The sequence below is a fragment of the Leptospira saintgironsiae genome (assembly GCF_002811765.1).
Classification (GTDB): Bacteria; Spirochaetota; Leptospiria; order Leptospirales; family Leptospiraceae; genus Leptospira_B; species Leptospira_B saintgironsiae.
In genome coordinates this window covers 12,574-35,749 of the sequence record NZ_NPDR01000012.1, presented here as the reverse complement: position 1 = coordinate 35,749, position 23,176 = coordinate 12,574, and the positions used below count along the sequence as shown (strand labels likewise).

The window sequence follows — 23,176 nt, the reverse complement described above, 5'->3', positions numbered from 1 at the left end:
GTGCCTCCCTCTGTACTAACTGACTGGCCCCAGAGTATTATTCCCACTTTTTTATCTCTTCAGTCAGGTTTTGGAGTATGTTTTTATAGGATTTTGCGATAATTCCGTCTGGTTCTTGAAAAACCAACGGTTTTCCAGCTTCTCCAGCACTCATTACATCCATAGTAAGTGGGACCCCTCCCAGGAATTTTGTATCGGCAGAATCAGCTAATTTTTGACCTCCGCCTTTGGAAAAAATCGCGGAAGAGTGTCCACAATTTGGACATACAAATTCACTCATATTTTCCACTACACCTAGTATCGGTACTTTGACTTGTTGGAACATAGATGCAGCTCTATTTGCATCTAAAAGTGCTACTGTTTGCGGTGTGGTTACCAAAATTGCGCCGTCTAAATCTATGAGCTGAGCAAGAGATAATTGTACATCTCCTGTTCCCGGTGGAAGATCTATAAATAAGAAGTCTAGTTCTCCCCAGACGATATCATACAGAAACTGTTCTACCGCCTTCCCTAACATTGGACCCCGCCAAACTACAGGTTGTTTCTCTTCTATTAAAAAAGAGAAAGAGATGATCTTCAGTCCATCTTTCTCTAATGGATAAATTTTATCTTCTTCTGCTTTGAGTGCGACCTTACCATTTACTCCGAACATTTTTCCGATAGAAGGTCCGTAAATATCAGCATCCATCACTCCCACTTTGTATCCCATTGCAGCTGCTGCAGATGCAAGATTTACTGTGACTGTGGATTTTCCGACTCCACCTTTTCCGGAACCGATCGCGATTACCTTTTTGACTCCAAGAATTTTGTTGGAATCATCCAAAGTCATTTTAGGATCTACTTCGAACTTGATCTTTACTTTTCCGACTCCTTCTTTTTTAGAAAGTGTCTGACGGATCTGTGCTTCTAATCCGATCTGTACTCTTCTGTCCTGGCTAGGAGTTTTGACTATGATACTTGTTTCTTCTTCTCCGATTTCAAGAGAACCGATCATTCCTAGAGACACGATGTCTTTTTTAAGCTCAGGATGTTTGATTTTAGTGAGTTCTCTTTGGATATCGATTGGTTGGAGTTTACCGGCCATTTGTTTCCTTTTCTTGGTATGAGATCGTTTGTGTTTCTGTGAATTCACCTTCTTCATTAGAAAAAGAGAATCTTTTAATATTTAATTCTGTTTGGTTCCATTCCATTAGATGGAAACCACTTTGGTGTCTTTGGTCCGAAATTCTGGTACTGGACGCGGAATTGATCACATAGTATGGTTTTTGTGGATCTGGATATTTAACCCAGTTCGTATGTACATGACCATGCAAATAGGCTAAAGGTGGCCTTTTTTTCAGAAGTTCCGCGATTTCTTCCCTGTTTTTCATTTTATGACCGGAGCTTTCCTGGCGTTCCGGAGGATTCCAGATAGGATGATGACAAATTAGAATGTACTCATCCAGTTTTTCTTTTTCCAGATATTCTAATGTAGAATGTACTATCTCTTCTCCAACATATCCGTATGCGTTCAGCACGGAGAGTGGCATATTAGAGTCCCAGCCTACCAGAGCAAGTTTTCCTATTTTTTTGATGCGAAGATATCCGTTTTTAAGAGGGATACTTTCTCCCATCCAAGATGAGAAAAATTTTTCGAAATAAGGAAGATCCGATCCTTTTTTACCGGCTGCAATATCTGTATAACGATCATGATTTCCAGGGATCATAAATGTTTTGTCCCCGAGTACAGGTTCTAGGATTTTTTTGGACTCGTCGTATTCTTTCCAATGAGAGACGTTTGTAATGTCTCCCGAAATAACGATCGCATCTGGATTTAAGGATTTTACTTTTCGAACAATTGCATTCCAGAGAGAGATCGGATATTTTTTCCTACGCCGAAAGGTATAGTTTAAATATCCCGGGATCATCTTACCCTTCAGACTAGTGAAAGGAAGCGCTACAGGAAAATGCAGGTCCGATAAATGGACCAATTTCACTCGGAAACATTCCTCCGGATCATTCCCAAAATTTCTCCTTTTTTGATGATGGATCCTTTCTCTCTGTCGATTCTCGCTAATATTCCGTTAATCGGAGATTCCATTGGAAAGGAAGCTTTGTCTGTGACTAATTCGCAGACTTCTGATCCTTCAATGATTTGATCTCCCAACTGAAAATTCCATCGAACTAGTTCAATTTTGTCGGTGTCTCCCAAGTCGGGAGTGATTAGTTCGAAATCTTCGGTTTTTGATGCCATCTTTCTAAAACCAGCTTGCCGTATAGAGTCCACAAGCCAACCTGTACTAAATTTTCTAAGTTCCCTCCTATGGCAAACCAGAAATCTGTCCTCAAAGGGGCTCAAATCCTCCAAAATATAGAAGAACTCAAGCAGAGACGATTCTTCCATTTAGAACTGAAAGGTCTAACTAAACCTACTAGAGATATTCTTTCCGAACTCGTTAACGGTCTTTTAGAAGAGATCGGTGCCAACCCTCTCGCTGCATTTCATCTTTTCAGCGGACTCATGGAGGCATTATTAAACGCGATCAAAGGAAATATCCGTCATATAATTTTCAGAGATGAACTTCTGAAGAAAATAGAAAGGCTTGGTGAGACTCAAGAAGAAGCAGAAGAACTACTTGAGATAATTATGGATACTTCCCCTCTACGTGATGCGATGCATCGGTATGTGGTTCCAGATAAGATCAAAAAACAAGTCCAGAGTATTCTTCAGTTAGAAGATAGGATCCGTGCTAAAAAGCAGATCTTAAAAGACGAAGAGAAAGAATTCCTCACTGATATACGTTTTAAACTTAAGAAAAACAGAATGCGAATTTCTGTTAAGATCAAGATTACCAAAGATGAACTGAATTTCAGGATTCGTAACGATTCCCCGATCCATAATATGGATTTTGGAAGGATAGAAGAGTCCCGCATTCGTCATAAGGAATTGTTCGACCAAGGGAATTCTGCAGATTTCTTCCGTCCTGAGTTTTTGGACGAAAAAGAAAGTGCGGGATTTGGTATCGCTATGATCGATGAAGGATATTATACTATGGGTCTGAATCCTTTGGATCTTCTGACCATTACGTCTGGTAGCAGAACTACCACTGTTTACATGAGATATCCTTTAACTGCACTCCGCGAAATGGCGTTTTAAAGAATATAGCGACTTAGGTCTTTATCTTCTACGATCCCTTTGAGTTTGGACTCGACTGCTTTTTGATCTATTGTAAGGCTTCTTTGGTTCTCCGGTAAGTCCGGGCCTTCGAAGCTTAGATCTTCTAATAACCTTTCCATGATGGTGTTTAATCTACGAGCGCCTATGTTTTCATGTTTTTCGTTCATGTCATAGGCTATCTTTGCGATCTCTTTGATCCCATCCGGAGCGAACTCAATTTTAATCCCATCAGTTTCGAGTAATGCTTGGTACTGTTTTACTAGAGAAGACCTAGGTGCAGTTAAGATCTTTTCAAAATCTTCCATGGATAATTTTTCGAGTTCCACTCTGATCGGAAAACGTCCCTGTAACTCTGGAATAAGATCAGAAGGTTTAGACATATGGAATGCACCTGCTGCGATAAACAGAATATGATCTGTTACGATCGGGCCGATCTTTGTGTTTACTGTTGCACCTTCTACGATCGGAAGTAAGTCTCTTTGTACTCCTTCTCGCGAAACATCTGCGCCTGCTCTTCCTTCTCTACTTGCGATCTTGTCGATCTCGTCTAAGAATACGATGCCCATTTCTTCTACTCGCTTTTGAGCTTCTCTTTGTAACTTGTCAGGATCTAAAAGTTTTTCAGCTTCTGCTTCTTCTAAAATTTTGAGAGCTTCCGGGATCGGTAATTTTCTCTTTTTTTGCTTTTTAGGCATTAGATCGCCCAAAACATTTTGGATATGATTGTCTAAATCTTCCATATTTCCTGCGCCAAATACTTGCAGCATCGGAAGTCCTTGCGGACCTGCTTGAGGAATATCTATCTCTATAATTTGTTCGTTCAGTTTCCCGGCTTTGAGTTTTTTTCTCATTGTTTCACGGGTCTCGGAAAATCTTTTCTCTCTTTCTTCTTCTGCTTCATTTGTGGAGAAGCCAATAGAAGGAGGATGAGGATCTGCGATCGAAGTTTTGGTTGGAAATGGAAGTAGGATATCCAACAGAGCCTCTTCTGCTCTTTCCTTAGCTTTTGCTTCAACTTCTTTTCTGAATTCTTGTTTAACTAGGTTTAAAGAAACCATAGCAAGATCTCTGATAATACTTTCTACGTCCCGGCCTACATAACCTACTTCTGTAAATTTTGTACTTTCTACTTTTAAAAAAGGTGCGCCGCATAGTTTGGAAAGTCTTCTTGCAATTTCCGTTTTTCCTACTCCCGTAGGCCCGATCATGATAATGTTTTTAGGATAAATTTCTTCTCTTAATTCCGGATCTAGTTTTCTGCGTCTAGTCCTATTGCGAAGAGCAATCGCCACAGCTTTTTTGGCGTTTTTCTGCCCAATGATATGCTCGTCTAATTTGGAAACGATTTGTCTAGGAGTGAGTTCATCATCCCCTAATTTGGATTCATTTGTTTGGGGAAGGAATTCGCTCATTGTCCGATTTCCTCTACAATTATATTATGATTAGTGTATATACAAATATCTGCTGCTATGTTCATGGCTTCTTTTACAATTTGAGAAGGTTCCAAGTTTGTATGATTATACAGCGCTCTTGCGGCGGAGAGCGCATAATTTCCACCTGAGCCGATCGCTAAAATTCCGTCATCTGGAGAGATTACATCTCCTGTTCCGGAAACTAAAAAGGACTCATCCTTATCGGCTACGATAAGCATTGCTTCTAATCTTCGAAGTGCTCTGTCGGATCTCCATTCTCTGGCAAGTTCGACCGCGGATCTGGAAAGACTTCCTCCGAATTCCTGCACTTTTTTTTCGAATAATTCGAATAGGGTGAAAGCGTCAGCGGCGGATCCAGCAAAGCCGGATACAATTTTATCAGAATAAAGTTTACGAACTTTTCTTGCGGTGTTTTTCATGACGGTGTTTCCGAAAGAAACCTGTCCGTCACCTGCGATCGCTACTTTGCCGCCTTTGCGAACGCAGAGTATCGTGGTTGCATGAATTTTATTTGGATTTATCGAGTCTTGCATGTGGGTGAGCCTTTCGGTAGACCTCTTTGATCTTTTCCTTACTCACGCTCAGGTAAACCTGGGTGGTGGATAGAGAGGAATGCCCCAAAAGCTCTTGGACTGCGCGGATATCTGCGCCGGCATCGAGTAAGTCCGTTGCGAACGTGTGACGGAATTTATGGGGGGTAATGGGTTTGTCCCATCCCATTCGTTTCCTTCTCTCGTTCAAAATATAACGAACCCCTCTGGTCGTCAGTTTATTTCCCTTTTGATTCAGAAAAATTTCATCAGATCTGGGACGAAATCTAGGACGCACATCTAAATATTCATTTAGACTTTTGATAGCTTCTTTTCCTAAATATACGTATCTTTCCTTTCTTCTTTTACCCAAAACTTTTAAGATAGTATGATCTGCAGATAATTGTACTAGAGTCGCATCGACTAACTCAAAAACCCTGAGTCCTGAAGAATATAAAACTTCTAAGATTGCTTTGTCTCTGATATTCAGGATCTCGGATGCGTTTTCATTTTCATATTCGTAATCTAAAATACTTTCCGTTTCTTCTATCCTGAAATTTTTAGGGACCTGTTTTCTTGTTTTAGGAAAACTAACGGAAAGGATTGGGTTTCCCGGAACCAAATTATCTTTTAATAATACTTTGTAAAATGTTCTAAGGCTTGAGAGTTTTCTACTTTGTGTTCTTCTATCCAATCCTTGGTTTTTAGAAAGGAATGCAAAATAAGAACGAACATCTACTGATTCTAATTGATAGATCTCTATCTGTTCTTGTAGGCAAAATTCAAAAAATGATTTTAGGTCGAGTAGATATGCATTAAGAGTGTTTTGGGAATAATTTTTTTCCACTCTCAGATATTCATAAAAACGAGTAGCGGCAGAGTTCAGGATTTCAGAAGGAAATTGGGGAAGTTTGACCGCGTATTCGCTCACAGGTTTCTCCGGATAAAAATCCCCGGAGCGTAAGGTCGCCCGGGATAGTTTATTTATCGGAGGCTTTCGAAAAAATGATCTGTCTTTCCCGGACCCAATCCTTGATTTTTTGTTTGGCCTGGTCGAATAATTCGGGCAATTTGCTCATTTCTTCCTGGTTAAAATTGGATAGAACATGCCCCGCAGTAAGAGCACTGTCTCCAGGTTTTCCCACTCCGAATCTGAGTCTGAAAAAATCAGGCGATCCCAATTTTTCGGAGATATCCTTGATCCCGTTATGACCGCCATTTCCGCCGCTTTGTTTGAATTTAAGTTTGGAGAATGGAAAGTCGACTTCGTCATGAATGACTAAAATATTTTCGGGAGGGATCCCATTTTTTCGTGAGAGCTCGCTGACAGCTTTCCCAGAAAGATTCATGTATTCCAAAGGTTTTAGAAAATAGTAAGAAACTCCTTCCTTATCCATTTTTCCTTTTTCTTCTTTGGTGGAACGATTTAAATCTACTCCCCAATCTTTTGCAAGATCGTCCAGGACTAGAAAGCCAATATTATGACGGTTTCTTTCGTATTTTTGGCCTGGATTGCCCAAGCCAACGATCATCAGTTTCAAGTTTGCCATGTAGGAAGAATTAAGTTCAGCATTTTTTCTGTAGCTAATACTGCAGCTACTGTTTGGTCGCAGTGGATTCCCATGGTTTTAAAATTTTCTTCTTCATGGTTTTCCTGTGCTTTATTCCAGGTAATCATTGTCTCCACGAGTGCATCCGTTTTTCCACCAGGTGGAATTCGAACCTCATAATCTACTAGTCTAGGAATAGAAAGTCCAGCTTTGGAAGCAATGCTAGTCAGAGCAGACATGAATGCGTCATAACCTCCATCTCCTTCTCCTTCCTCAGAATATTTTTTACCTTGATATTCTAATTCTAGGCTCGCTTTCGGACGGATCCCAATTCCAGAGTTGATCTTACATCCTGTGATCTTGATCGCTTGTACGCTTGAATTTCCGGAAACGTCTGCAATGATAAATGGGAGATCTTCAGGTGTGATTGTTTTGTTTTGGTCCCCGAGCTCTATAACCTTTTCCAAAACCTTTTTTTCTATCTCAGGAGAAAGTACAAGGCCTAGTTGTTTTAGATTTTCAGAGATGCTTGCTTTACCTGCAAGTTTACCAAGTGCATAACTTCTTTTTCTACCAAAACGTTCCGGCAGAATTGGGTTTGCGTATAAATTCCCTTTTTTGTCTCCGTCTGCGTGAACTCCTGCAGTTTGGGTGAATACATCTTCTCCCACTACAGGACGGTTTGCAGAGATCCTTTTTCCACTAAAAACTTCTACAAGTCGGCTTGCTTCAGAGATTGATTTTTCGTCTACATCTGTGCATATACCCACCTTATCGTGGAGTGCTGTGATTACTGCTTCGAGTGGAGAATTTCCTGCTCTTTCTCCCAGTCCATTAACGCTAACGTGTAAACCTTTTGCTCCTGCTTTAACTGCGAATAAACAGTTTGCTACAGAAAGATCGTAATCGTTATGTCCGTGGAATTCGAAATGTAATTCTGGATGTTTTTGGGTAAGAAGTGAAATTCCTGAGAATGTTTCATCAGGAGAAAGAACTCCCAATGTATCAGGTAAGAAAATTTTGCCTAATGGTTCTTTAGAAAGATGGGAAACAAAATCCAAAACATATTCTTTGCTATTTAAATATCCATTGGACCAGTCTTCCAAATAAATATTCACTTCTAGTCCATTCTTCTTAGCATATTGAATTGTTTCGGATACTTCTTCGAAATGTTCTTTTGGAGTTTTTTTGAGCTGCCCTTCTAGATGTTTTAGAGAACCTTTAGTAAGTAGGTTTAATGTTTTGGCTCCGGAAGCAAGGATCCAATCCACACTTTTGTGAGAATCTACGAATCCTAAAATTTCGATCCGTTTTTCTAAGCCCTCTGAAGCTGCCCAGGACATGATTCCACGGACACTTTCCAATTCACCCTGAGAGACCCGAGCGGATGCGATCTCTACTCGATCTACTTTCAGATTTTGTAATAGAAATTTTGCGATATTTAGTTTTTCGGAAGCGGAGAAACTTACACCTCTGGTTTGCTCTCCATCTCTGAGAGTTACATCCAGGATTTGGACTTTAGGTCTTGTGTTTCCCATTTATTTTAAATACTTTTTTAGATCTTCAGAGGATGGGCCCATGATCTCCACAAGTGTGGAACCTGGGTTATTTGCCAGGTGAAGTCCCCCATCTTCTAAAATTTTAAGAAAGGAATGTGCTCGGATATAATCGTCGGTCATTTTTTTCAAAATTCCCTCGCCTATACCGTGTACAACTTCTACCAGGGTTTCGCCCTTCATGAATGCGGCTTGGATTTCCCGGTCCAAAAGCCGATATGCCTCTTCATATCTCATTTTACGGATATAAATCGACTTGGGGCCTTTCCGGTTCTGATCCGAATGTTTCCCTCTCGCCATTCTAAGACCATCCTAGGCGGACCTTTTCTCTCGAAAACAAAGAAATTGGATTTTTGCTTTCCCTTTAGAAGCCCCATGTTAGAGTTTTCCTTTCCCAAAATGTTAGAAAGGAATCCTGCAAGCTTGTGACGGAAGAAACAGAACGTAAAATTTCCAAGAATACGGAAAAACGTAGAGCCGCAATTTGCGGAGGAACTCTAGGAAGAGAAAACCGTTATTATATCCGAGGCCAGGTTGTAGATATCTCCGTCAGCGAGGAAATGACGGATCCTAAAAAATGGGACCTTCTCACAGGCTTATTCCAAGGACAAGAAAAAGAGATCACTCCGTTTTTAGACTACGGACTTGAGTCAGTTCGCAAGCCTATCCTTGTAGCGGAAATTGTAAACCAGTCCGGAAAAGTATTACATCGTTCCCCTGAGATCAGAGGAGACGAAAGTGGATTTTTCTTTCATGAGTTTACCTTTCCTTTGTCTCCAGGAAATTATACATTTCATATCCATTTCTTAAAACCCGATTCTTACAGACAATTTGGAAAGGATCTTGCATACCTAAACACTCCAGGCAAACACGAGTTAGTCTCCCAAAGTTTGATTGGAATGGGTGCATTACGTATTTTGTCCGAGGAATATATTGGGATCGTAACTACTTCTGATATTGACCAGACCTATCTTGCTACAGATATTCATTCCAATAAGGGAAAAATTTCCACATTATTCGAAACACCTGAGCAGAAATTACCTTTGCCTGGGATGCCTACATTATTCAAAGAATTAAGAGAAGCTACGACTGATTCTCCACTTTGTTTTATTTCTGCGAGTCCCCATTTTTTTAGAAGGACACTACTTTCTACATTTAGGACCCAAGGTGTAAAAACAGAATCGCTTCACTTAAAGTATTTAGAAGGTACTTTGAAAGGAATGGTGGATAAGTTTTGGGACACTCTTTCTCATCCTACTCGATTTTTGACAGAAGGCCTTTGGGGAGCAGTAGAAAGGGTTCGTAAATTTGCTGGATCTTCCTTCCAAAGTTTATTCGATCAATTGGCGTATAAACTTACGATCCTTCTTAGAGATAGGATCTATCTTCCTACAAACTCGAAAGAGATTTTGCTTGGGGACAATACTGAAAGTGATTATCTAATCTTTATTTTGTATCAGTTTATTCTGACTGGAGCATTACAAGGGAAAGAATTAGAAGATTATTTGTATAAGCTGAACTTTTTAGGAAGAGATGCGATTACACGAGATAATGCAAAATTGATCCGAGAACTTGCTGAAGAAAATCGTAGGATCCACGGAGATATTAATCCAGTTCAGTTAGTTCTAATCAATAAAACCGAACTCGGGCCCCCTTCTGATGAAATGAAATGGAATGTAAGAAGTGCGCTTCCTACTGGTTTAGATCCTTGGAAGACAGAAGGAATTGCACCTTATATCCCTACAGATGGAGCTCTCGGATTTGCACTTGTGATGGTAGAAAGAGAAATTTTAGATCTTTCTTCTGTTTTAAAAATTGCAGGAGATATGGCAGGGCAATGGTTCGAAGGAAAAGTGATAGAACCTAATGTTCTATTGGAGATTGCTAAAAAATTAGAACTTCCTGCAGAAACAGATTCTATTCATAAAAAGTTTGTAAAAACTTTAAAAGAAGTTTTGGAAGCCTAGGCTTCCTTTCTTTTTTCTAAAAACTTTTTGTAGATTATAAATCCAAGAACAGCAGTCACGAAGAAGCCCGTAAAAATTTTATTATACAGAGCTAAAAATTCCAGAACCTTTTCCCAATGCGATCCTAAATAAAATCCTCCGTAGATCAATATCCCACACCAGATAGTAACTGCTACTGTGAATGCGGAGAAGAACAAGATCGGTCTCATATCCACCATTCCTGCAACTATAGAAACGAAAAATCGTATCCCAGCGGAAAATCTGGAGAAGATCACTACAACTAAACCATTCCTAGAAAACCAATCCAAGGTTTTTTGAATAGATTCTTCGTTATACAATTCGGATTTGAACGGGAAGTTTTTATTCTTTAGCCAATCCAGTAACTTATGGCCGAATGCATACATGACCCATGCGCCAGCAAGATTTCCTATTAATGTGCTTGAGACAAGCTCCCAAAAACTTAAAGCACCTCTTGCGAGTAAAAATCCTCCGAATGCAGTGACAGTATCACCTGGCCAAGGAGGAAAAACGTTTTCGGTAAAATTGGAAAATGCGAAAAAAAACCAGACCAGGGCGCTGGGCAGACCGGATACCCAATCAAGTAGAGTTTGGATATAAAAATCGAATCCTGCGAATTGCATCTAGAAAAGGATTGTCAAGGGGGAAGCGTTAGATTCAACTAAATTTCGTGGAAGGCCGTAGTTTCTCACAAGCCCTCGGTTCGGTTCTAGTATTTTTACTGATCGGGAATCTTTCTCTTTTTGCTCAGGATACCAAATTACCCGATTTGATGAGTCCTGATCCTGTAAAAACTAAAAAGGTCAAAGATAGACCTAAAATTTTCAGGCATAACCAACTCACTATAGTGGAAACGCCGTATAAGGCCCCTTCTTCCATTCCAAGCAATTTTGTTCCGGATGATTCAGAGGTATTATTTTTCACTGAATTGAAAGCGGATCGTCTTCTGGAAAATAAAGAAGCAGTTGTAGTTTTTAAAACTTCTCTCCCAAAAACTACGATGGAGAGATATTATGAATATTTGATCTCCAGTTTTGGTCATAAAATTTTACAAAGCCAAAAATCTGAGGAGAAAAGTTTGTATCTAGTGGATGTTCTTAGGCATAAGGTACTCGCGATCACCATTCACCCAGAAGAAAAAGGAAGTATTGTAAAATTATTCCAGAAAACCACGAACGGAGGATTTTGATGTCCCCCAAAGAAGGACAGGAAACCAACCGAAAACTTTTTAACCTGATCCTAAGTGTATTCTGCATTGGGACAGGATTTCTACTTTTTGTAGTTTTAAGGCCTTATTTTTATTCTGCACTTGTTGCTTTGATTTTATACCTAGCAACTCGCAAACAATACAAACAGTTAAGAAGGCTTGTAGGTCCTAAGTTTGAGCCATTGGCTCCTTGGATCATGATAGGTTCTGTTTGTATGATCGTTATTTTACCTTCTTATTTTATGATCCGCACTCTGATCGAAGAATCTCTTTCTATTCTATTTAAGATCAGGATCTCTCTTTCTGAAGATAAGATCATTGATACAATCATGAGTTTGAATATACTCACAGATCTTTTTACGGATAATCCATTCTTTTGGGTGAAACTCCCTGAAATTTATGGGGATTTTGCTAAGAACTATATAGATATTTTAAACTTGGACAGTTTATACGCTGTTTTAAGTAACGCTTCTTCTTTTATTCTTGGTTCTATTGATCTTCCTGCTGGGATCATCATGAATCTATTCTTCTCACTTTTACTTTTGTTCTTCTTCTACCAAGATGGAAGAAAGATAGAAAGATTCATTTTGGATAATTTGCCATTTTCCACAGAGGTAGAAGAGCAAGTAGGAAGAAAGATCGCTTCTGCTGTACAGACTGTATTTAAAGGAAATCTAATTGTTTCCATTATGCAGGGAGCTGGAGTTTATATTCTTCTTTTATTCGCAAAAATTTCCAATCCTTTCTTATACGCGAGCCTTGCAGCATTTTTCTCTTTGATCCCAGTGATTGGAACCTCAGTGGTTTGGCTGCCGATCGGACTTTATTTGATGTTCATTGAGAATAATATTATTGGTGCGAGCTTATTCATGGTAATGGGCCTCACCTTGTATATAGTTCTAGAAAATGTTGTAAAACCTAAGATGTTGGATAAAAAACTTAGAATACATCCTTTGTTGATATTTCTGTCCTTGATTGGAGGAATCCAAGAATTTGGGATCATGGGACTCGTGCTTGGACCTGTTGCTGTCACAATGGTTGTGATCCTTTGGGACTTCTGGAAATTATATAGAAAAGATTTTTTCGCTAGTTAATTTCGGATGGAAGAAACAAAAACATATTCCGTTTCGGAAATCAATTCTATTGTAAAACAACTTCTGACTGGTCCAGAAATTCTACGAAATATCTGGATCCAGGGAGAAATTTCTAATTATTCCAAATCCCACCAAGGCCATATTTATTTTAACTTAAAAGATGCAAAGTCTCTCATCGCCTGTACTTTTTTCTCTTATAGCAATGGAAGATATAAGGGAAAACCTCTGGGAAATGGAATGGAGATCAAGGCATTCGGCGCAATCTCTGTTTACGAGCCTAGAGGCCAATATAATTTAAATATTTCTAAAATAGAAGAGCTGGGACAAGGGGACCTTCTACTTCAGATAGAAGAATTAAAAAGAAAACTTGCTGCCCAAGGTGTTTTCGATCCGGAAAGAAAACGAAAACTCCCAGCATTTCCTTGGAGAATTGGTGTTGCTACTTCTCCCACTGGAGCAGCGATCGAAGATATTATCCGCATTTCTAAACAAAGATTTTCTAATATAGATATTCTAATCTCTCCTTGCCTTGTACAAGGAGATGGGGCACCTGAGTCTATTATTTCTGCAATCAAACAATTAAATGATCCCAAGTGGGATGTGGATCTTATTATTGCCGGCCGAGGTGGCGGAAGTACAGAAGATCTAATGGCCTTTAACGACGAAAAAGTGGTGCTCGCCTTTGCAGAAAGTCGTGTTCCTATTATTTCTGCGGTTGGTCACCAGATTGATTCAGTTCTTTCTGATTTGGCGGCAGATCATTTTGCACCTACTCCAACTGCTGCCGCAGAAATGGCCGTGCCTGAAATGGAACTCATAGAATCAGGGCTTACAGAATTTGAAATAAGGCTTAAAACTGCTTTAAAAAATCAGGCAAGTAATCTGAAAGAGAAACTTAGGATTCTCACAAATAAAAAAGCATTCTTAGATCCTAGATCTATGTTGAATGATCGGATCTTACAATTAGATGAGATCAATTCAAGGATACATCTATTAGGCAAAAATTATCTGATGAGCGCCCAAAATAAATTTAATCCTGTATCGACAGGACTTGTAACTTCTTTCAAATCCCAATTAGAAAGAAAGAAGAAAGAATTCCAACTTCTCTCTGGAAAGTTGGAAGGTTTTTCTCCTTTGGGAACTTTGAAAAGAGGATACTCTGTTGTTCGTAAGAAAGGAAAAAAAGTCGTTACATCTCCAGCACAATTAGAGAAAGAGGAAGAACTCGAGGTCATATTGGCGGAAGGAAGGATTCGGGTTTCTTACCAAGGTGAAATACAATGAGCAAAAAGACAGAAATCAGTTTTGAACAAGCCTTAACCGAGTTGGAGCAGATTGCGGAAAATTTGGAAAGAGGACAATTAACCCTAGAAGAATCCATTAAATCTTATGAAAGAGGAATGGAACTTAGAACTTTATGCCAATCAATCCTCGCGGAAGCAGAAGGAAAAATTGAATATCTTTCTAAATCAGGAAGTGGGGAAACCCAAAAGAAAACTGCGAGCCCTAAGTCTGAGACTTCTTCCAGGGCGGCTACTCCGCCGGCAAACGATGATGATGAGTTATTTTAATAAAAATGTTTGAAGAAGTACCAAACAAAAATTGAAAGAACTCCCAGATACGCGAAAATTTCAGTAAAACGATTTTCTAAAATATTTCTCCATACTTGTTTGCCTAGATTCCATCGGATGATAAAACCTGAAATTCCTAAAATGGAGATCGGTATTCCAAACGGATGATATTCCCATGACTTGGAAAAATCCCCTCTAAAAAAACATATCACAGATCTAGTCAATCCACATCCGGGACAATCCCAACCTGTTAGATCTTTCCACCAACATATAGTAAACCAATGTTCTGATTCAGTTTCTAGTGGGAGTAAAAAGGAAATCGAAATTGCGAATATTAAGAATACGAGTAAGGACGCTAAAAAAGGAAAGAAGGAGCGAATGACAAAATTAGAAGCCGAACCTGAACCAGGCCCGGCTTCCAATATTAGGAAATTTTTAAGCTGATTTCGCAGCTGGTCCCACATATTTCGCATCAGAGAATGCTAGTATTGGATATCCAATTCCAAAAATGAAAAGTACCGCATACCCTGCAGTTTTGCCGAATGATTTAGCCAAATCGATCGCAACAAGAATGCTGATGATGATACCAACGCAAGGGATGAAAAATAGGATAAACCACCAACCAGGTCTTCCAACGATTTCCATTAATACATAAAGGTTATAGATAGGAATGATCCCTGCCCAACCAGGTCTACCCGCTTTTTCGAAAATTTTCCAGAAGGAAAATAGGAATACTCCGAGGATCGCTACATAAACGATCGCGGTTATGACTAAACCGATTCCTGAACCTGAACTTTCTTCCATTCGTTTTGCTCCAAAAATAGAATCTGAGGAAGTATATTTTTAATTTCAGGAAAGCAAGAAGAAAATTTAAGAAATTTTTAATTTCCCAAATAGATTGAGTGGTTTATCCGAGATCACTGCACAGATAAAGTAATCGTTCCAGCATCTGTTACTGGAATGACCAAACAACGGGTGGAACCGTTTGTAGTGCTTACCCCGGAATAGGATTCGGTTCCTATATTCTCACTTCTAACTTCTACCTGACTAAAATCCGTTGGGATTAACACAGAATTTTCTGTCCCGATCCACAAGTCGGCTTCCCCACTTGTAAAACTAACATTGAAGGTATTTGTTGCGCCGTTTCCGGTAAAAGAATAGAAATAATAGTAATAACTTGCTCCGGAGAATGTCGCGGTTCCTCCGGTAACAATCGTCGGAACTGCAGAGTCTGCGCAGCCTCCAGTCGGAACAGGAGTGAAACTAGCTCCGTAAGCAGAGTATAATAAGCTAGCCGCAGTATCATCTGTGGAATCTGTATCTCCATTGGAACAAGCTACAGTAAGTAAGAGGAATACGGAAGGGATTAGAGTCTTAGGGTTCAATAAAAGCCTCATAGAAAATAAGCTCTTTTTATCTTAGAACCTATTCTTCACTTTTAGTTCCAAAGACCAAATATTTTCTTTTGGAATAGAAGATACAGAAAGGCCCGCTTGTCGGCGGGCCCTTGTTGGATTACTGGATGTTTCCGCTCCTATTTACCGCGTTCTGCCACATTGTAGTGAAGAAGTCTGCGGATCTATAGACCGGTTCCAGATCGGAACGTTTAAGTCCCTGCTGTCTCAAGTCTTCAAAGAAGTCTGGCATGAGCCCAATATGGGACGCGCCTTCTGTATTGAAGTCGAATGTTCTATTCCCAAAAGAGTATTTTCCAAGAGAAGGAGAAGCAGCAAGAGTCGCCGCTAATCTAATGGAAGAATCCGGAGAGAATGGATATCCTACTTTAGAAGCTTCTGGTTGTGCTACGACTGAAGTTCCTCCAGGACAAGCACGAGTTCCATAGCGAGGTCCAGGCATATGAGCAAATCCGTTAAAATCTGTTCCGATAGCGATCCTTCCATCATAAGCAGGATCACCTATTAGATTTTTGAGATATTGGTAAGACTGAGCGAATGTTTGGCTAGTTCCACCGCAAGCATGTGCGATATAAGAGCCGTCACTATTCTGTCTCCACTCACCTACTTCATCAAGATTTCCTTGTCCGGTAATAAGCCCGATCATTCCACCTAAGGTGCTGATACGTTTGAGTGCAGCACCTGTTGGGTTTGCCTCGTGGCGATTTCCTTTATTCGCCATATCATATACACCGGTGTGACCAGTTACGATACCTGGATAAGATTGTTGCTCAGCGAACGTAATCGCTCCGTCCAGAGATTTTGCAGACATGTGACCAACGTCGATGATCATTCCTTTTTTCATCAATTCTCTTAGGACTTTTTGTCCATAAGTAGTCAAGCCTGCAGTGTTACAATCCTGGCCGTAATGTTTACAATCATACTTAGTTCCACTTCCAAGGATATTGTATAAACCTGCTCCACCAAATCCGTTCGTTTTCAAGTGGATTGGGAATACATAACGTAATCCAAGATCATACAACTCTTGAACACCTTGTGTGATCATAGAATCGTTACAATTGCTTCCTGTACAATCTACTAGGTAGTCAACTTCTGCGCCTAAGACTACTGCGAGTTTACCACCAGCGATTACACTCTGTGCTTCTGCAGGAGTTTTTACGATACGGAACCAACCTTGTCCTGGACCGCCACTTTGTGTATCGATCCAAGCTTGCATATCATACACTGCTTGTGTTTGTCTGCGCAAAGTGTTCATATCATTTAGATCATAAACTGGATCAGTAGCGATCGCTATTCCTTTGATGATGTCTGGAAGTCCGTTATCTGTCGCTCCAAACATATAATCACCATTGACTGCGAGTACTACCATGGCTCTCATACCGCCTTCATAGGCACGTTTGATCCATTCATAATACATTGTTTGGTGAGTGTAACTATTGTTCGCAGGCCAATAAGGGAAACCTGCATAACCTCTATTGTCGTGACGAGCCGTTCCTAATAAGGCTCCGATTATATCATCCTGAACGATAGCTTCTACTCTAGAGTGTCCTGCTGAATGTCCTTCGTCTGAAGTGCTCGGACAATCTGCGAGTGCAGTTGCAGCAGGTCCAAATGGAGAACCATGGAAGATGACTCCACCAAAACCTAAATTTGCCATTGGGTGAGTATGAAGATCTACATAACCTGGAAGAGTTCCGGTTCTCTTTAGAGAATCGTTAGCTCCTCTATTATAAGCTTGTGGAGCAGCTTCACAACTTGAATCTGCAACATACCATTCTCCCCACATTCCTGTGGCTCCACCTGTGTTCACACATCTATGAGGTGTAGTATATGTTTTACCTGCGATGGTAAGAGGCAATTTAGCACATGCTTCTTCCCAGCTAATTCCCACTACGTTCCATATACGTGAAGAATACTTTCTTTTCCCAGCGTAAGTTCCAGAGGATTGACAACCGTCATTCTTATGAGTCCAGTTATAACCTCCACCGTCGTCTGTTGCTGCCCAGTTCGCTTCGCAAGAATCATCGATGAGATCGAATTCTCCCCACATATTGAATCCAGTATTTTTACAACGACTCGGCTTAGTAAACGTTTGGCCGTTAATGGTTGCTCCCATATTGGCACATGTTGTTTCCCAGCTTTGGCCGGATGGGATCCCATAAAGGATCGATGAATATTGACGTTTCCCAGGAAAAATTGCAGTGCAACCATCCTTCTTAAATGTTCCCCAATATGGATCGCCGAAAACGGACGTACTCGTAGCAAAAACAGCCAGGAATACGACGCTTAACGCAGGCCCTCGTAAAAAAGACCGACTTTTCATACGTATCTCTCCCTACTTACTTGTTTATATGTCTTTTGTATTCTTCGGTTACGTTTTTCAGCTTTTGGCCGTACAGTTCTTTGCCGGCTAGGATCATTCTGCGTTTTTCGTCATCAAGGCGCTCTGGATATCTATCTTCCATTAAGCGCAATAGTTCCAGTTGGTCTTCCTGGAGTTTTATTTGTGCCTTATAATATTCATCTATTTCTTTGCGGGTTGCTTTGCCGGAGTAAATTTTTCCATACAATGTAGCCCAACTTTCTAGGAGTTCTTCTTGTGCTTTTTTTTCTCCTGCATCTTGGGGAGTGGCAACCGCCACCCAATATAAATTGTCTGGAGTCTCACTCTTTAATAGAGAAGCAGATACAACTGCGTTATCTTCATTATAGGTAGAAGAAGAATTTCCTGATCCAATGAATCCGGAGAAGATAGAAAGGCCTTCTGAAAAAATATTTTTGGAAGATGATTGGGCAGCCCCGTTTTGGCTTTTGGTAAAAATAAAAATGACAACGATTACAACAAAAGTAGAAGAAAACAGTAATGCGTTTTTCTTAGATAGCATCGGGCGAACAGTATATTACATTACGATCCGTTATGCAAATTCTTTGTAACTATTTATTAGAAAAATGTTATAAATATTGGGAAACATGCTCTAGTAGTTTTTGCAAAGCAAAAGAAGAATAAAAATCGGTACTTAAGTCACAAAATTATAAACTAGAACAAGTAGTACTATGATAATTGCTTGTATTCTTGGAGATGAGTACATTCTTTTTTCTGGAATTTATGGCTTTTCTAATTCATCTTTTTGACAAAGTTTTTTCACTAGTTTTCCTAAATCGAATGATTGGACAAAAAAGGGAGTATTTTAAAAGGGAAAGGGATAAATTTGGAAATATGCAGGCGTTACTTCGGTTTCTTTTCGGGCTTAATTATCGTTTTGCACTCAGGCAATATAGAAAAGCAAAGATACTTTCTTCCGTAAACTTTGCCCCCGTATTCACTCGTAATGCTTATCTCGAAATTCTGATCGTGTTACGATATGTGTATCTAATCCTTCCCATCATCATTTTACCATTTGCATTCTATGATCTAGTCGATGCATTTTCGGATGCTAAGGACAATTCATTCGTTCTATTCGATCTGGTATTTTATTCGGTTTTTCTGACCATGAACGTTCTATTGAATTCAGGCCGTTTGCATAGGGCGGATTTGGATAGGATCAAATTGTTTTGTAGGATTGGGGTGCTACTTCTTTCCTTAACCGGGACTTGCATCACGGTTGTGGTCTTTCCTCGACTCCCTGAGATTTCGCTCTTCTCCACCGCAATGTTTAGTGTTGCGATCATGTTCAGATTTCCGGATCATACCAAATACTTTATATATGCGATCAATTATGCAATTCTATACAGTTTTATCTATTATAGCGGGAATAGAGAACCTGTACTTTTACAAAACCCCCTTGTGACCTTATTTTTGATCTTAATTTTTGATCGTGTGTCTTTCTTAACTTTGGCGAATACTTATCTTAAAACCCAGAGAATCATTCGATTGAATGAAAGGTTAAGAGAAGAGGATACAAATAAAAGTGATATGATCAGCATTGCGGTCCATGATCTGAAAAGCCCACTTTCGGGGATCATGAGTATCAGTACGATCCTTCGCAAAAACCTGAAATCATTCTCAGACAAGGAGAAGAAAGAAATCCTTACTGATATAGAAAGTTCTTCCAGAAAAATTTTAGGGCATATTGATGATCTTGTTGGGATCGCAGCTTCCGGTTTTGAGAATATCAAAATAGATTATGATATTTTTAATATAAATTCTTATATAAGGTCTACAATCCAAAACTTTGATTACCAAGCTTCTTTGAAAAGAATACAATTCCATACCCAATTTGATAAAGAAGATCTAAAAATCCGCTCCGACAGAAAAGCGGTTGCAAGTATTTTAGATAATTTGGTTTCAAATGCGGTAAAATATTCTCCGCCAGGTGGTTCTATATTCATACATTCTAAATTGATAAAAGATAATGGTGATTTTATACAGATCCAGATCAGGGACGAAGGAAAAGGATTCACCGATGAGGATAGAAAACGTTTATTCTCTAGATTCACTCGTTTATCAGCTAAGCCTACAGGCAATGAACCTTCTACTGGTGTGGGACTTTATGCAGTCCATAGATTAGTAGAACTATTGAATGCAAAGATCAGTTTGGAAAGTAAACCTGGACAAGGTGCAACATTCACACTTCTATTTTATAGAATGAAAATTTCAGATTGACCATTTGAGAATTTTTTATAGAAATCGCTAAGCATGGTGAGAGCAGTTCTAGTTGAGGATGATAAGCTGATGGCAAGAACCATCCAGCATTATTGTAGAGAAGCGTTCGGAAAAAGTCTAGTCTCTCTTAAAACATTCGATGAATTGACTCCTGCTCTTTATAGTATCAAAGAAAATCCTATCGATCTTCTTCTTTTGGATATTAATCTAAAAGGACAGTCGGGTTATGAAATACTAAAACTTCCTGAAAAAGATTCATTTTATACAATAGTGATCTCTTCTGATAAACAAAATGCAGTAAGTGCATTTGATTTTGGTGTTTTGGATTTTGTGGCAAAACCATTCACTCGAGAAAGATTTATAGCCGCGATAGATCGTATGAAGTCTGCATCTGCTTCTAAAGCGGATTCTATGCGTAAAAACAGTATCTCCTTAAAAAAAGACGGAATGATAGAAGTGATCCGCTTTCAAGATATTCTGTATTTAGAAGCCTCCGGTAATTTTACTGAGATCCATCTTAAGTCAGGTCGTAAAGAATTGATACGTAAAACAATGGAATCTGTTCTAGCTGAATTGAATTCGGATTTTTTCCGTTCTCATAGATCTTTTATAATCAATCTTTCCGAAGTAAAAAAGATCCTACACGGCAAAGGAAATCATTTTAAAGTGCTTCTGGGCGATTCCGCAGAAGTTGCCTTATCTAGATCAAATTATAATACTCTAAAAGATATGTTGGGTTGATAAACCCAAACTTATTCATAGGCCGACGAATTCTCTACTATTCAAGTAAGCAAAAAAAAGCCCGCTGGGTTTGGCGGGCTTAAGAAAAATCTATTTCGTTAGATTTCTTTATTGGATGCTTGCACCTCTTGTAACCGCATTCTGCCACATGGTAGTGAAGAAGTCAGCTGAACGATAAACTGGTTCCAGATCGGAACGTTTGAGTCCTTGCTGTCTTAAATCTTCAAAGAAGTCTGGCATGAGCCCAATATGAGAAGCTCCTTCTGTATTGAAGTCGAAAGTCCTGTTTCCGAATGTATATTTTCCAAGAGAAGGAAGAGCTGAAAGAGTTGCAGCTTTTCTAATGGAAGCATCCGGAGCAAATGGATATCCTACTTTAGCAGAATCAGGTTGAGCGATTGTAGACACTCCTCCTGGACATGCACGAGTTCCATAACGAGGTCCAGGCATATGAGCGAATCCGTTAAAGTCGGTTCCGACTGAAATTCTTCCGTCATAAGCTTGGTCTCCGATCAGGTTTCTTAGATACTGATAGGATTGGGCAAATGTCTGGGTGGTTCCTCCACAAGCGTGAGAGATATAAGAGCCATCAGAGTTTTGTCTCCACTCTCCTACTTCATCCAGATTTCCTTGTCCTGGGATTAGTCCGATCATTCCGCCGAGTGCAATGATACGTTTGAGAGCTGCTCCGGTTGGATTTGCCTCATGACGATTTCCTTTATTCGCCATATCATATACACCAGTGTGACCAGTTACGATACCTGGATAAGATTGTTGCTCTGCGTAAGTCAGAGCTCCTTCCAAGGATCTTGCGGACATGTGTCCCACGTCTATGATCATCCCTTTTTGCATTAGGGCTTTCATGATCTTAGGTCCGTAAGAAGTTAAACCTGCAACGTTACAATCTTGTCCGTAATGTTTACAGTCATACTTAGTTCCACTTCCAAGGATATTATAGAGACCAGCTCCACCGAATCCGTTGGTTTTTAAGTGGATCGGGAATATATAACGTAAACCTGCGTCATACATTGCTTGAACACCTTGAGTGATCATAGAGTCGGTACAAGTTGTGGTTGTACAATCTACTAAATAATCTACTTCTGCACCTAAAACCACTGCGAGTTTACCGGCAGCGATCACACTTTGTGCTTCTGAAGGAGATTTTACGATACGGAACCATCCGAGTCCCGCTCCACCACTCTTCTGATCGATCCAAGTTTGCATATCATATACTGCTTGGGTCTGACGACGTAAAGTGTTCATGTCGTTTAGATCATAAACTGGATCAGTTGCAATTGCGATACCTTTGATAATATCCGGAAGACCGTTATCAGTTGCTCCGAACATATAATCACCGTTTACAGCAAGGACAACCATAGTTCTCAAACCACCTTCGTAGGCACGTTTGATCCACTCATAATACATTGTTTGGTGAGTGTAACTATTGTTTGCAGGCCAATAAGGGAAACTTGCGTATCCTCTATTATCATGTTTTGCTGTAGAAAGTAGAGCTCCAATAATATCATCTTGAACGATTGCTTCTACTCTGGAGTGTCCTGCAGAGTGGCCTTCGTTCGACATACTAGGGCAATCCGCAAGTGCGGTTGCTGGTTCTCCATAAGGGGCACCATGGAAGATTACTCCTCCGAAACCTAGGTGAGCCATTGGGTGAGTATGAAGATCCACATAACCGGAAAGAGTTCCTGTTCTTTTGAGAGAATCTTGAGCACCTCTTGCATACGCTTTTGGAGCGGACTCACAACTTGAATCTGCAACATACCATTCTCCCCACATTCCTGTGGTGTTAGTATTCACACATTTTGTTGGAGTTGTATAAGTTTTACCTGCGATTGTAAGGGGCAATTTAGCACATGCTTCTTCCCAGGAGACACCTACTACGTTCCAGATACGGGAAGAATATTTTCTTTTGCCCGCGTACGTTCCAGAGGTTTGGCAACCGTCATTCTTATGAGTCCAGTTGTATGCTCCGCCATCGTCTGTAGCCGACCAGTTTGCTTCGCAGGAGTCGTCGAGTACATCGAATTCTCCCCACATATTTAAACCGGTGTTCTTACAACGACTAGGCTTAGTAAATACTTGGCCGTTAATGGTTGCTCCCATATTCGCGCAGGTAGTTTCCCAACTCTGGCCCGAAGGGATCCCGTAAAGGATTGCTGAATACTGACGTTTTCCAGGGAAAATTGACGTACAGCTATCCTTCTTGAATGTTCCCCAATAAGGATCCGCAAATACGGATGCACTTCCTGCAAAAAACATCGTACATACTACGAAGCTGAATACAGACCTTCGTACTGACCGATAATTCATAATTCT

Annotated in this window: 24 protein-coding genes; 8 read left to right on the top strand and 16 right to left on the bottom strand. The window is 40.0% G+C overall.

The window, feature by feature from the left end:
• Window positions 1-37 precede the first annotated feature (37 nt).
• Genes CH362_RS18015 through CH362_RS18005 form a run of 3 tightly spaced genes read right to left on the bottom strand, consistent with a single transcriptional unit; the run spans window position 38 to window position 2,233 of the window.
• Window positions 38-1,084, bottom strand: coding sequence for an Mrp/NBP35 family ATP-binding protein (locus tag CH362_RS18015; protein WP_100711705.1), 1,047 nt, complete (start codon window positions 1,082-1,084; stop codon window positions 38-40).
• The gene (locus CH362_RS18010; RefSeq protein ID WP_100711704.1) at window positions 1,074-1,976 is read right to left on the bottom strand and encodes a metallophosphoesterase family protein; all 903 of its coding nucleotides are present in this window, start codon (window positions 1,974-1,976) and stop codon (window positions 1,074-1,076) included. Before CH362_RS18010 ends, CH362_RS18015 begins: the two co-directional genes overlap by 11 nt.
• Window positions 1,973-2,233, bottom strand: a complete 261-nt coding sequence (locus tag CH362_RS18005) for a lipoyl domain-containing protein (RefSeq protein WP_100711703.1) — start codon at window positions 2,231-2,233, stop codon at window positions 1,973-1,975. Before CH362_RS18005 ends, CH362_RS18010 begins: the two co-directional genes overlap by 4 nt.
• 69 nt (window positions 2,234-2,302) lie before the next feature.
• Between CH362_RS18005 and CH362_RS18000 the strand changes: the two genes are divergently transcribed.
• The gene (locus CH362_RS18000; protein ID WP_086448665.1) at window positions 2,303-3,136 is read left to right on the top strand and encodes a hypothetical protein; all 834 of its coding nucleotides are present in this window, start codon (window positions 2,303-2,305) and stop codon (window positions 3,134-3,136) included.
• Here the strand turns inward: CH362_RS18000 and hslU are convergent.
• The 6 genes from hslU to CH362_RS17970 are packed head-to-tail and all read right to left on the bottom strand — an operon-like array spanning window position 3,133 to window position 8,526.
• Window positions 3,133-4,569 (bottom strand): ATP-dependent protease ATPase subunit HslU, encoded by a 1,437-nt coding sequence (gene hslU, locus CH362_RS17995; protein ID WP_100711702.1) that lies wholly within the window; start codon window positions 4,567-4,569, stop codon window positions 3,133-3,135. The genes CH362_RS18000 and hslU overlap by 4 nt on opposite strands.
• Window positions 4,566-5,123 carry an ATP-dependent protease subunit HslV gene (hslV, locus tag CH362_RS17990; protein ID WP_425269081.1) on the bottom strand — a complete coding sequence of 186 codons (558 nt, stop codon included), beginning with the start codon at window positions 5,121-5,123 and terminating at the stop codon, window positions 4,566-4,568. Before hslV ends, hslU begins: the two co-directional genes overlap by 4 nt.
• Window positions 5,098-6,051, bottom strand: coding sequence for a tyrosine recombinase XerC (locus CH362_RS17985; RefSeq protein WP_100711701.1), 954 nt, complete (start codon window positions 6,049-6,051; stop codon window positions 5,098-5,100). Before CH362_RS17985 ends, hslV begins: the two co-directional genes overlap by 26 nt.
• A gap of 49 nt (window positions 6,052-6,100) precedes the next feature.
• Window positions 6,101-6,670 carry an aminoacyl-tRNA hydrolase gene (gene pth / locus CH362_RS17980; protein WP_100711700.1) on the bottom strand — a complete coding sequence of 190 codons (570 nt, stop codon included), beginning with the start codon at window positions 6,668-6,670 and terminating at the stop codon, window positions 6,101-6,103.
• Entirely contained in the window at window positions 6,658-8,208 is a 1,551-nt protein-coding gene (gene cimA / locus CH362_RS17975; protein ID WP_100711699.1) for a (R)-citramalate synthase CimA, read from the bottom strand. Before cimA ends, pth begins: the two co-directional genes overlap by 13 nt.
• Window positions 8,209-8,526, bottom strand: coding sequence for a Smr/MutS family protein (locus CH362_RS17970; protein ID WP_100711698.1), 318 nt, complete (start codon window positions 8,524-8,526; stop codon window positions 8,209-8,211).
• 125 nt (window positions 8,527-8,651) lie between these two features.
• Here CH362_RS17970 and CH362_RS17965 point away from each other — a divergent pair, with 125 nt between their 5' ends.
• A complete protein-coding gene (locus tag CH362_RS17965; RefSeq protein ID WP_100711697.1) occupies window positions 8,652-10,193 on the top strand; it encodes a phosphatase domain-containing protein in 1,542 nt (513 codons plus the stop codon).
• Here CH362_RS17965 and CH362_RS17960 read toward each other — a convergent pair.
• The gene (locus tag CH362_RS17960; RefSeq protein WP_100711696.1) at window positions 10,190-10,834 is read right to left on the bottom strand and encodes a DedA family protein; all 645 of its coding nucleotides are present in this window, start codon (window positions 10,832-10,834) and stop codon (window positions 10,190-10,192) included. The genes CH362_RS17965 and CH362_RS17960 overlap by 4 nt on opposite strands.
• Window positions 10,835-10,881: 47 nt before the next feature.
• Between CH362_RS17960 and CH362_RS17955 the strand changes: the two genes are divergently transcribed.
• The 4 genes from CH362_RS17955 to CH362_RS17940 are packed head-to-tail and all read left to right on the top strand — an operon-like array spanning window position 10,882 to window position 14,083.
• Window positions 10,882-11,400 (top strand): hypothetical protein, encoded by a 519-nt coding sequence (locus CH362_RS17955; protein ID WP_100711695.1) that lies wholly within the window; start codon window positions 10,882-10,884, stop codon window positions 11,398-11,400.
• A complete protein-coding gene (locus CH362_RS17950; protein ID WP_100711694.1) occupies window positions 11,400-12,512 on the top strand; it encodes an AI-2E family transporter in 1,113 nt (370 codons plus the stop codon). Before CH362_RS17955 ends, CH362_RS17950 begins: the two co-directional genes overlap by 1 nt.
• Before the next feature lie 6 nt (window positions 12,513-12,518).
• A complete protein-coding gene (gene xseA, locus CH362_RS17945; RefSeq protein WP_100711693.1) occupies window positions 12,519-13,796 on the top strand; it encodes an exodeoxyribonuclease VII large subunit in 1,278 nt (425 codons plus the stop codon).
• Window positions 13,793-14,083 (top strand): exodeoxyribonuclease VII small subunit, encoded by a 291-nt coding sequence (locus CH362_RS17940; RefSeq protein ID WP_100711692.1) that lies wholly within the window; start codon window positions 13,793-13,795, stop codon window positions 14,081-14,083. The genes xseA and CH362_RS17940 overlap by 4 nt, the downstream gene beginning before the upstream one ends.
• Here the strand turns inward: CH362_RS17940 and CH362_RS17935 are convergent.
• The 5 genes from CH362_RS17935 to CH362_RS17915 form a co-directional block, all read right to left on the bottom strand.
• Window positions 14,080-14,547: a DUF2752 domain-containing protein gene (locus tag CH362_RS17935; protein ID WP_244280642.1), complete on the bottom strand. Its 468-nt coding sequence runs from the start codon at window positions 14,545-14,547 to the stop codon at window positions 14,080-14,082. The genes CH362_RS17940 and CH362_RS17935 overlap by 4 nt on opposite strands.
• Window positions 14,519-14,887 carry a DUF5684 domain-containing protein gene (locus tag CH362_RS17930; RefSeq protein ID WP_100711690.1) on the bottom strand — a complete coding sequence of 123 codons (369 nt, stop codon included), beginning with the start codon at window positions 14,885-14,887 and terminating at the stop codon, window positions 14,519-14,521. The genes CH362_RS17935 and CH362_RS17930 overlap by 29 nt, the downstream gene beginning before the upstream one ends.
• A gap of 113 nt (window positions 14,888-15,000) precedes the next feature.
• Complete coding sequence (locus CH362_RS17925) at window positions 15,001-15,480, bottom strand: hypothetical protein (RefSeq protein WP_100711689.1); 480 nt, start codon at window positions 15,478-15,480, stop codon at window positions 15,001-15,003.
• Window positions 15,481-15,598: 118 nt separating this feature from the next.
• A complete protein-coding gene (locus tag CH362_RS17920; RefSeq protein ID WP_100711688.1) occupies window positions 15,599-17,821 on the bottom strand; it encodes a membrane dipeptidase in 2,223 nt (740 codons plus the stop codon).
• Between the two features lie 16 nt (window positions 17,822-17,837).
• Window positions 17,838-18,383, bottom strand: a complete 546-nt coding sequence (locus tag CH362_RS17915) for a hypothetical protein (RefSeq protein WP_100711687.1) — start codon at window positions 18,381-18,383, stop codon at window positions 17,838-17,840.
• Window positions 18,384-18,715: 332 nt separating this feature from the next.
• Here CH362_RS17915 and CH362_RS17910 point away from each other — a divergent pair, with 332 nt between their 5' ends.
• Together CH362_RS17910 and CH362_RS17905 are read left to right on the top strand one after the other, a co-directional pair.
• Window positions 18,716-20,101: a sensor histidine kinase gene (locus CH362_RS17910; RefSeq protein WP_244280641.1), complete on the top strand. Its 1,386-nt coding sequence runs from the start codon at window positions 18,716-18,718 to the stop codon at window positions 20,099-20,101.
• Between the two features lie 33 nt (window positions 20,102-20,134).
• Window positions 20,135-20,842 (top strand): LytR/AlgR family response regulator transcription factor, encoded by a 708-nt coding sequence (locus CH362_RS17905; RefSeq protein ID WP_100711685.1) that lies wholly within the window; start codon window positions 20,135-20,137, stop codon window positions 20,840-20,842.
• Between the two features lie 108 nt (window positions 20,843-20,950).
• On the opposite strand, the gene CH362_RS17900 is transcribed toward CH362_RS17905, so the two are convergent.
• Window positions 20,951-23,170 carry a membrane dipeptidase gene (locus tag CH362_RS17900; RefSeq protein WP_100711684.1) on the bottom strand — a complete coding sequence of 740 codons (2,220 nt, stop codon included), beginning with the start codon at window positions 23,168-23,170 and terminating at the stop codon, window positions 20,951-20,953.
• Window positions 23,171-23,176: the final 6 nt, after the last annotated feature.

Excerpts from the sequence above, each read along its gene's own strand:
- CH362_RS18015 (WP_100711705.1), bottom strand. The coding sequence starts at position 1,084 with ATGGCCGGTAAACTCCAACCAATCGATATCCAAAGAGAACTCACTAAA.
- CH362_RS18005 (WP_100711703.1), bottom strand. The coding sequence starts at position 2,233 with ATGGCATCAAAAACCGAAGATTTCGAACTAATCACTCCCGACTTGGGA.
- CH362_RS18000 (WP_086448665.1), top strand. The coding sequence starts at position 2,303 with ATGGCAAACCAGAAATCTGTCCTCAAAGGGGCTCAAATCCTCCAAAAT.
- hslU (WP_100711702.1), bottom strand. The coding sequence starts at position 4,569 with ATGAGCGAATTCCTTCCCCAAACAAATGAATCCAAATTAGGGGATGAT.
- hslV (WP_425269081.1), bottom strand. The coding sequence starts at position 5,123 with ATGCAAGACTCGATAAATCCAAATAAAATTCATGCAACCACGATACTC.
- pth (WP_100711700.1), bottom strand. The coding sequence starts at position 6,670 with ATGGCAAACTTGAAACTGATGATCGTTGGCTTGGGCAATCCAGGCCAA.
- cimA (WP_100711699.1), bottom strand. The coding sequence starts at position 8,208 with ATGGGAAACACAAGACCTAAAGTCCAAATCCTGGATGTAACTCTCAGA.
- CH362_RS17970 (WP_100711698.1), bottom strand. The coding sequence starts at position 8,526 with ATGGCGAGAGGGAAACATTCGGATCAGAACCGGAAAGGCCCCAAGTCG.
- CH362_RS17960 (WP_100711696.1), bottom strand. The coding sequence starts at position 10,834 with ATGCAATTCGCAGGATTCGATTTTTATATCCAAACTCTACTTGATTGG.
- CH362_RS17950 (WP_100711694.1), top strand. The coding sequence starts at position 11,400 with ATGTCCCCCAAAGAAGGACAGGAAACCAACCGAAAACTTTTTAACCTG.
- xseA (WP_100711693.1), top strand. The coding sequence starts at position 12,519 with ATGGAAGAAACAAAAACATATTCCGTTTCGGAAATCAATTCTATTGTA.
- CH362_RS17940 (WP_100711692.1), top strand. The coding sequence starts at position 13,793 with ATGAGCAAAAAGACAGAAATCAGTTTTGAACAAGCCTTAACCGAGTTG.
- CH362_RS17935 (WP_244280642.1), bottom strand. The coding sequence starts at position 14,547 with ATGTGGGACCAGCTGCGAAATCAGCTTAAAAATTTCCTAATATTGGAA.
- CH362_RS17930 (WP_100711690.1), bottom strand. The coding sequence starts at position 14,887 with ATGGAAGAAAGTTCAGGTTCAGGAATCGGTTTAGTCATAACCGCGATC.
- CH362_RS17925 (WP_100711689.1), bottom strand. The coding sequence starts at position 15,480 with ATGAGGCTTTTATTGAACCCTAAGACTCTAATCCCTTCCGTATTCCTC.
- CH362_RS17920 (WP_100711688.1), bottom strand. The coding sequence starts at position 17,821 with ATGAAAAGTCGGTCTTTTTTACGAGGGCCTGCGTTAAGCGTCGTATTC.
- CH362_RS17915 (WP_100711687.1), bottom strand. The coding sequence starts at position 18,383 with ATGCTATCTAAGAAAAACGCATTACTGTTTTCTTCTACTTTTGTTGTA.
- CH362_RS17910 (WP_244280641.1), top strand. The coding sequence starts at position 18,716 with ATGCAGGCGTTACTTCGGTTTCTTTTCGGGCTTAATTATCGTTTTGCA.
- CH362_RS17905 (WP_100711685.1), top strand. The coding sequence starts at position 20,135 with ATGGTGAGAGCAGTTCTAGTTGAGGATGATAAGCTGATGGCAAGAACC.
- CH362_RS17900 (WP_100711684.1), bottom strand. The coding sequence starts at position 23,170 with ATGAATTATCGGTCAGTACGAAGGTCTGTATTCAGCTTCGTAGTATGT.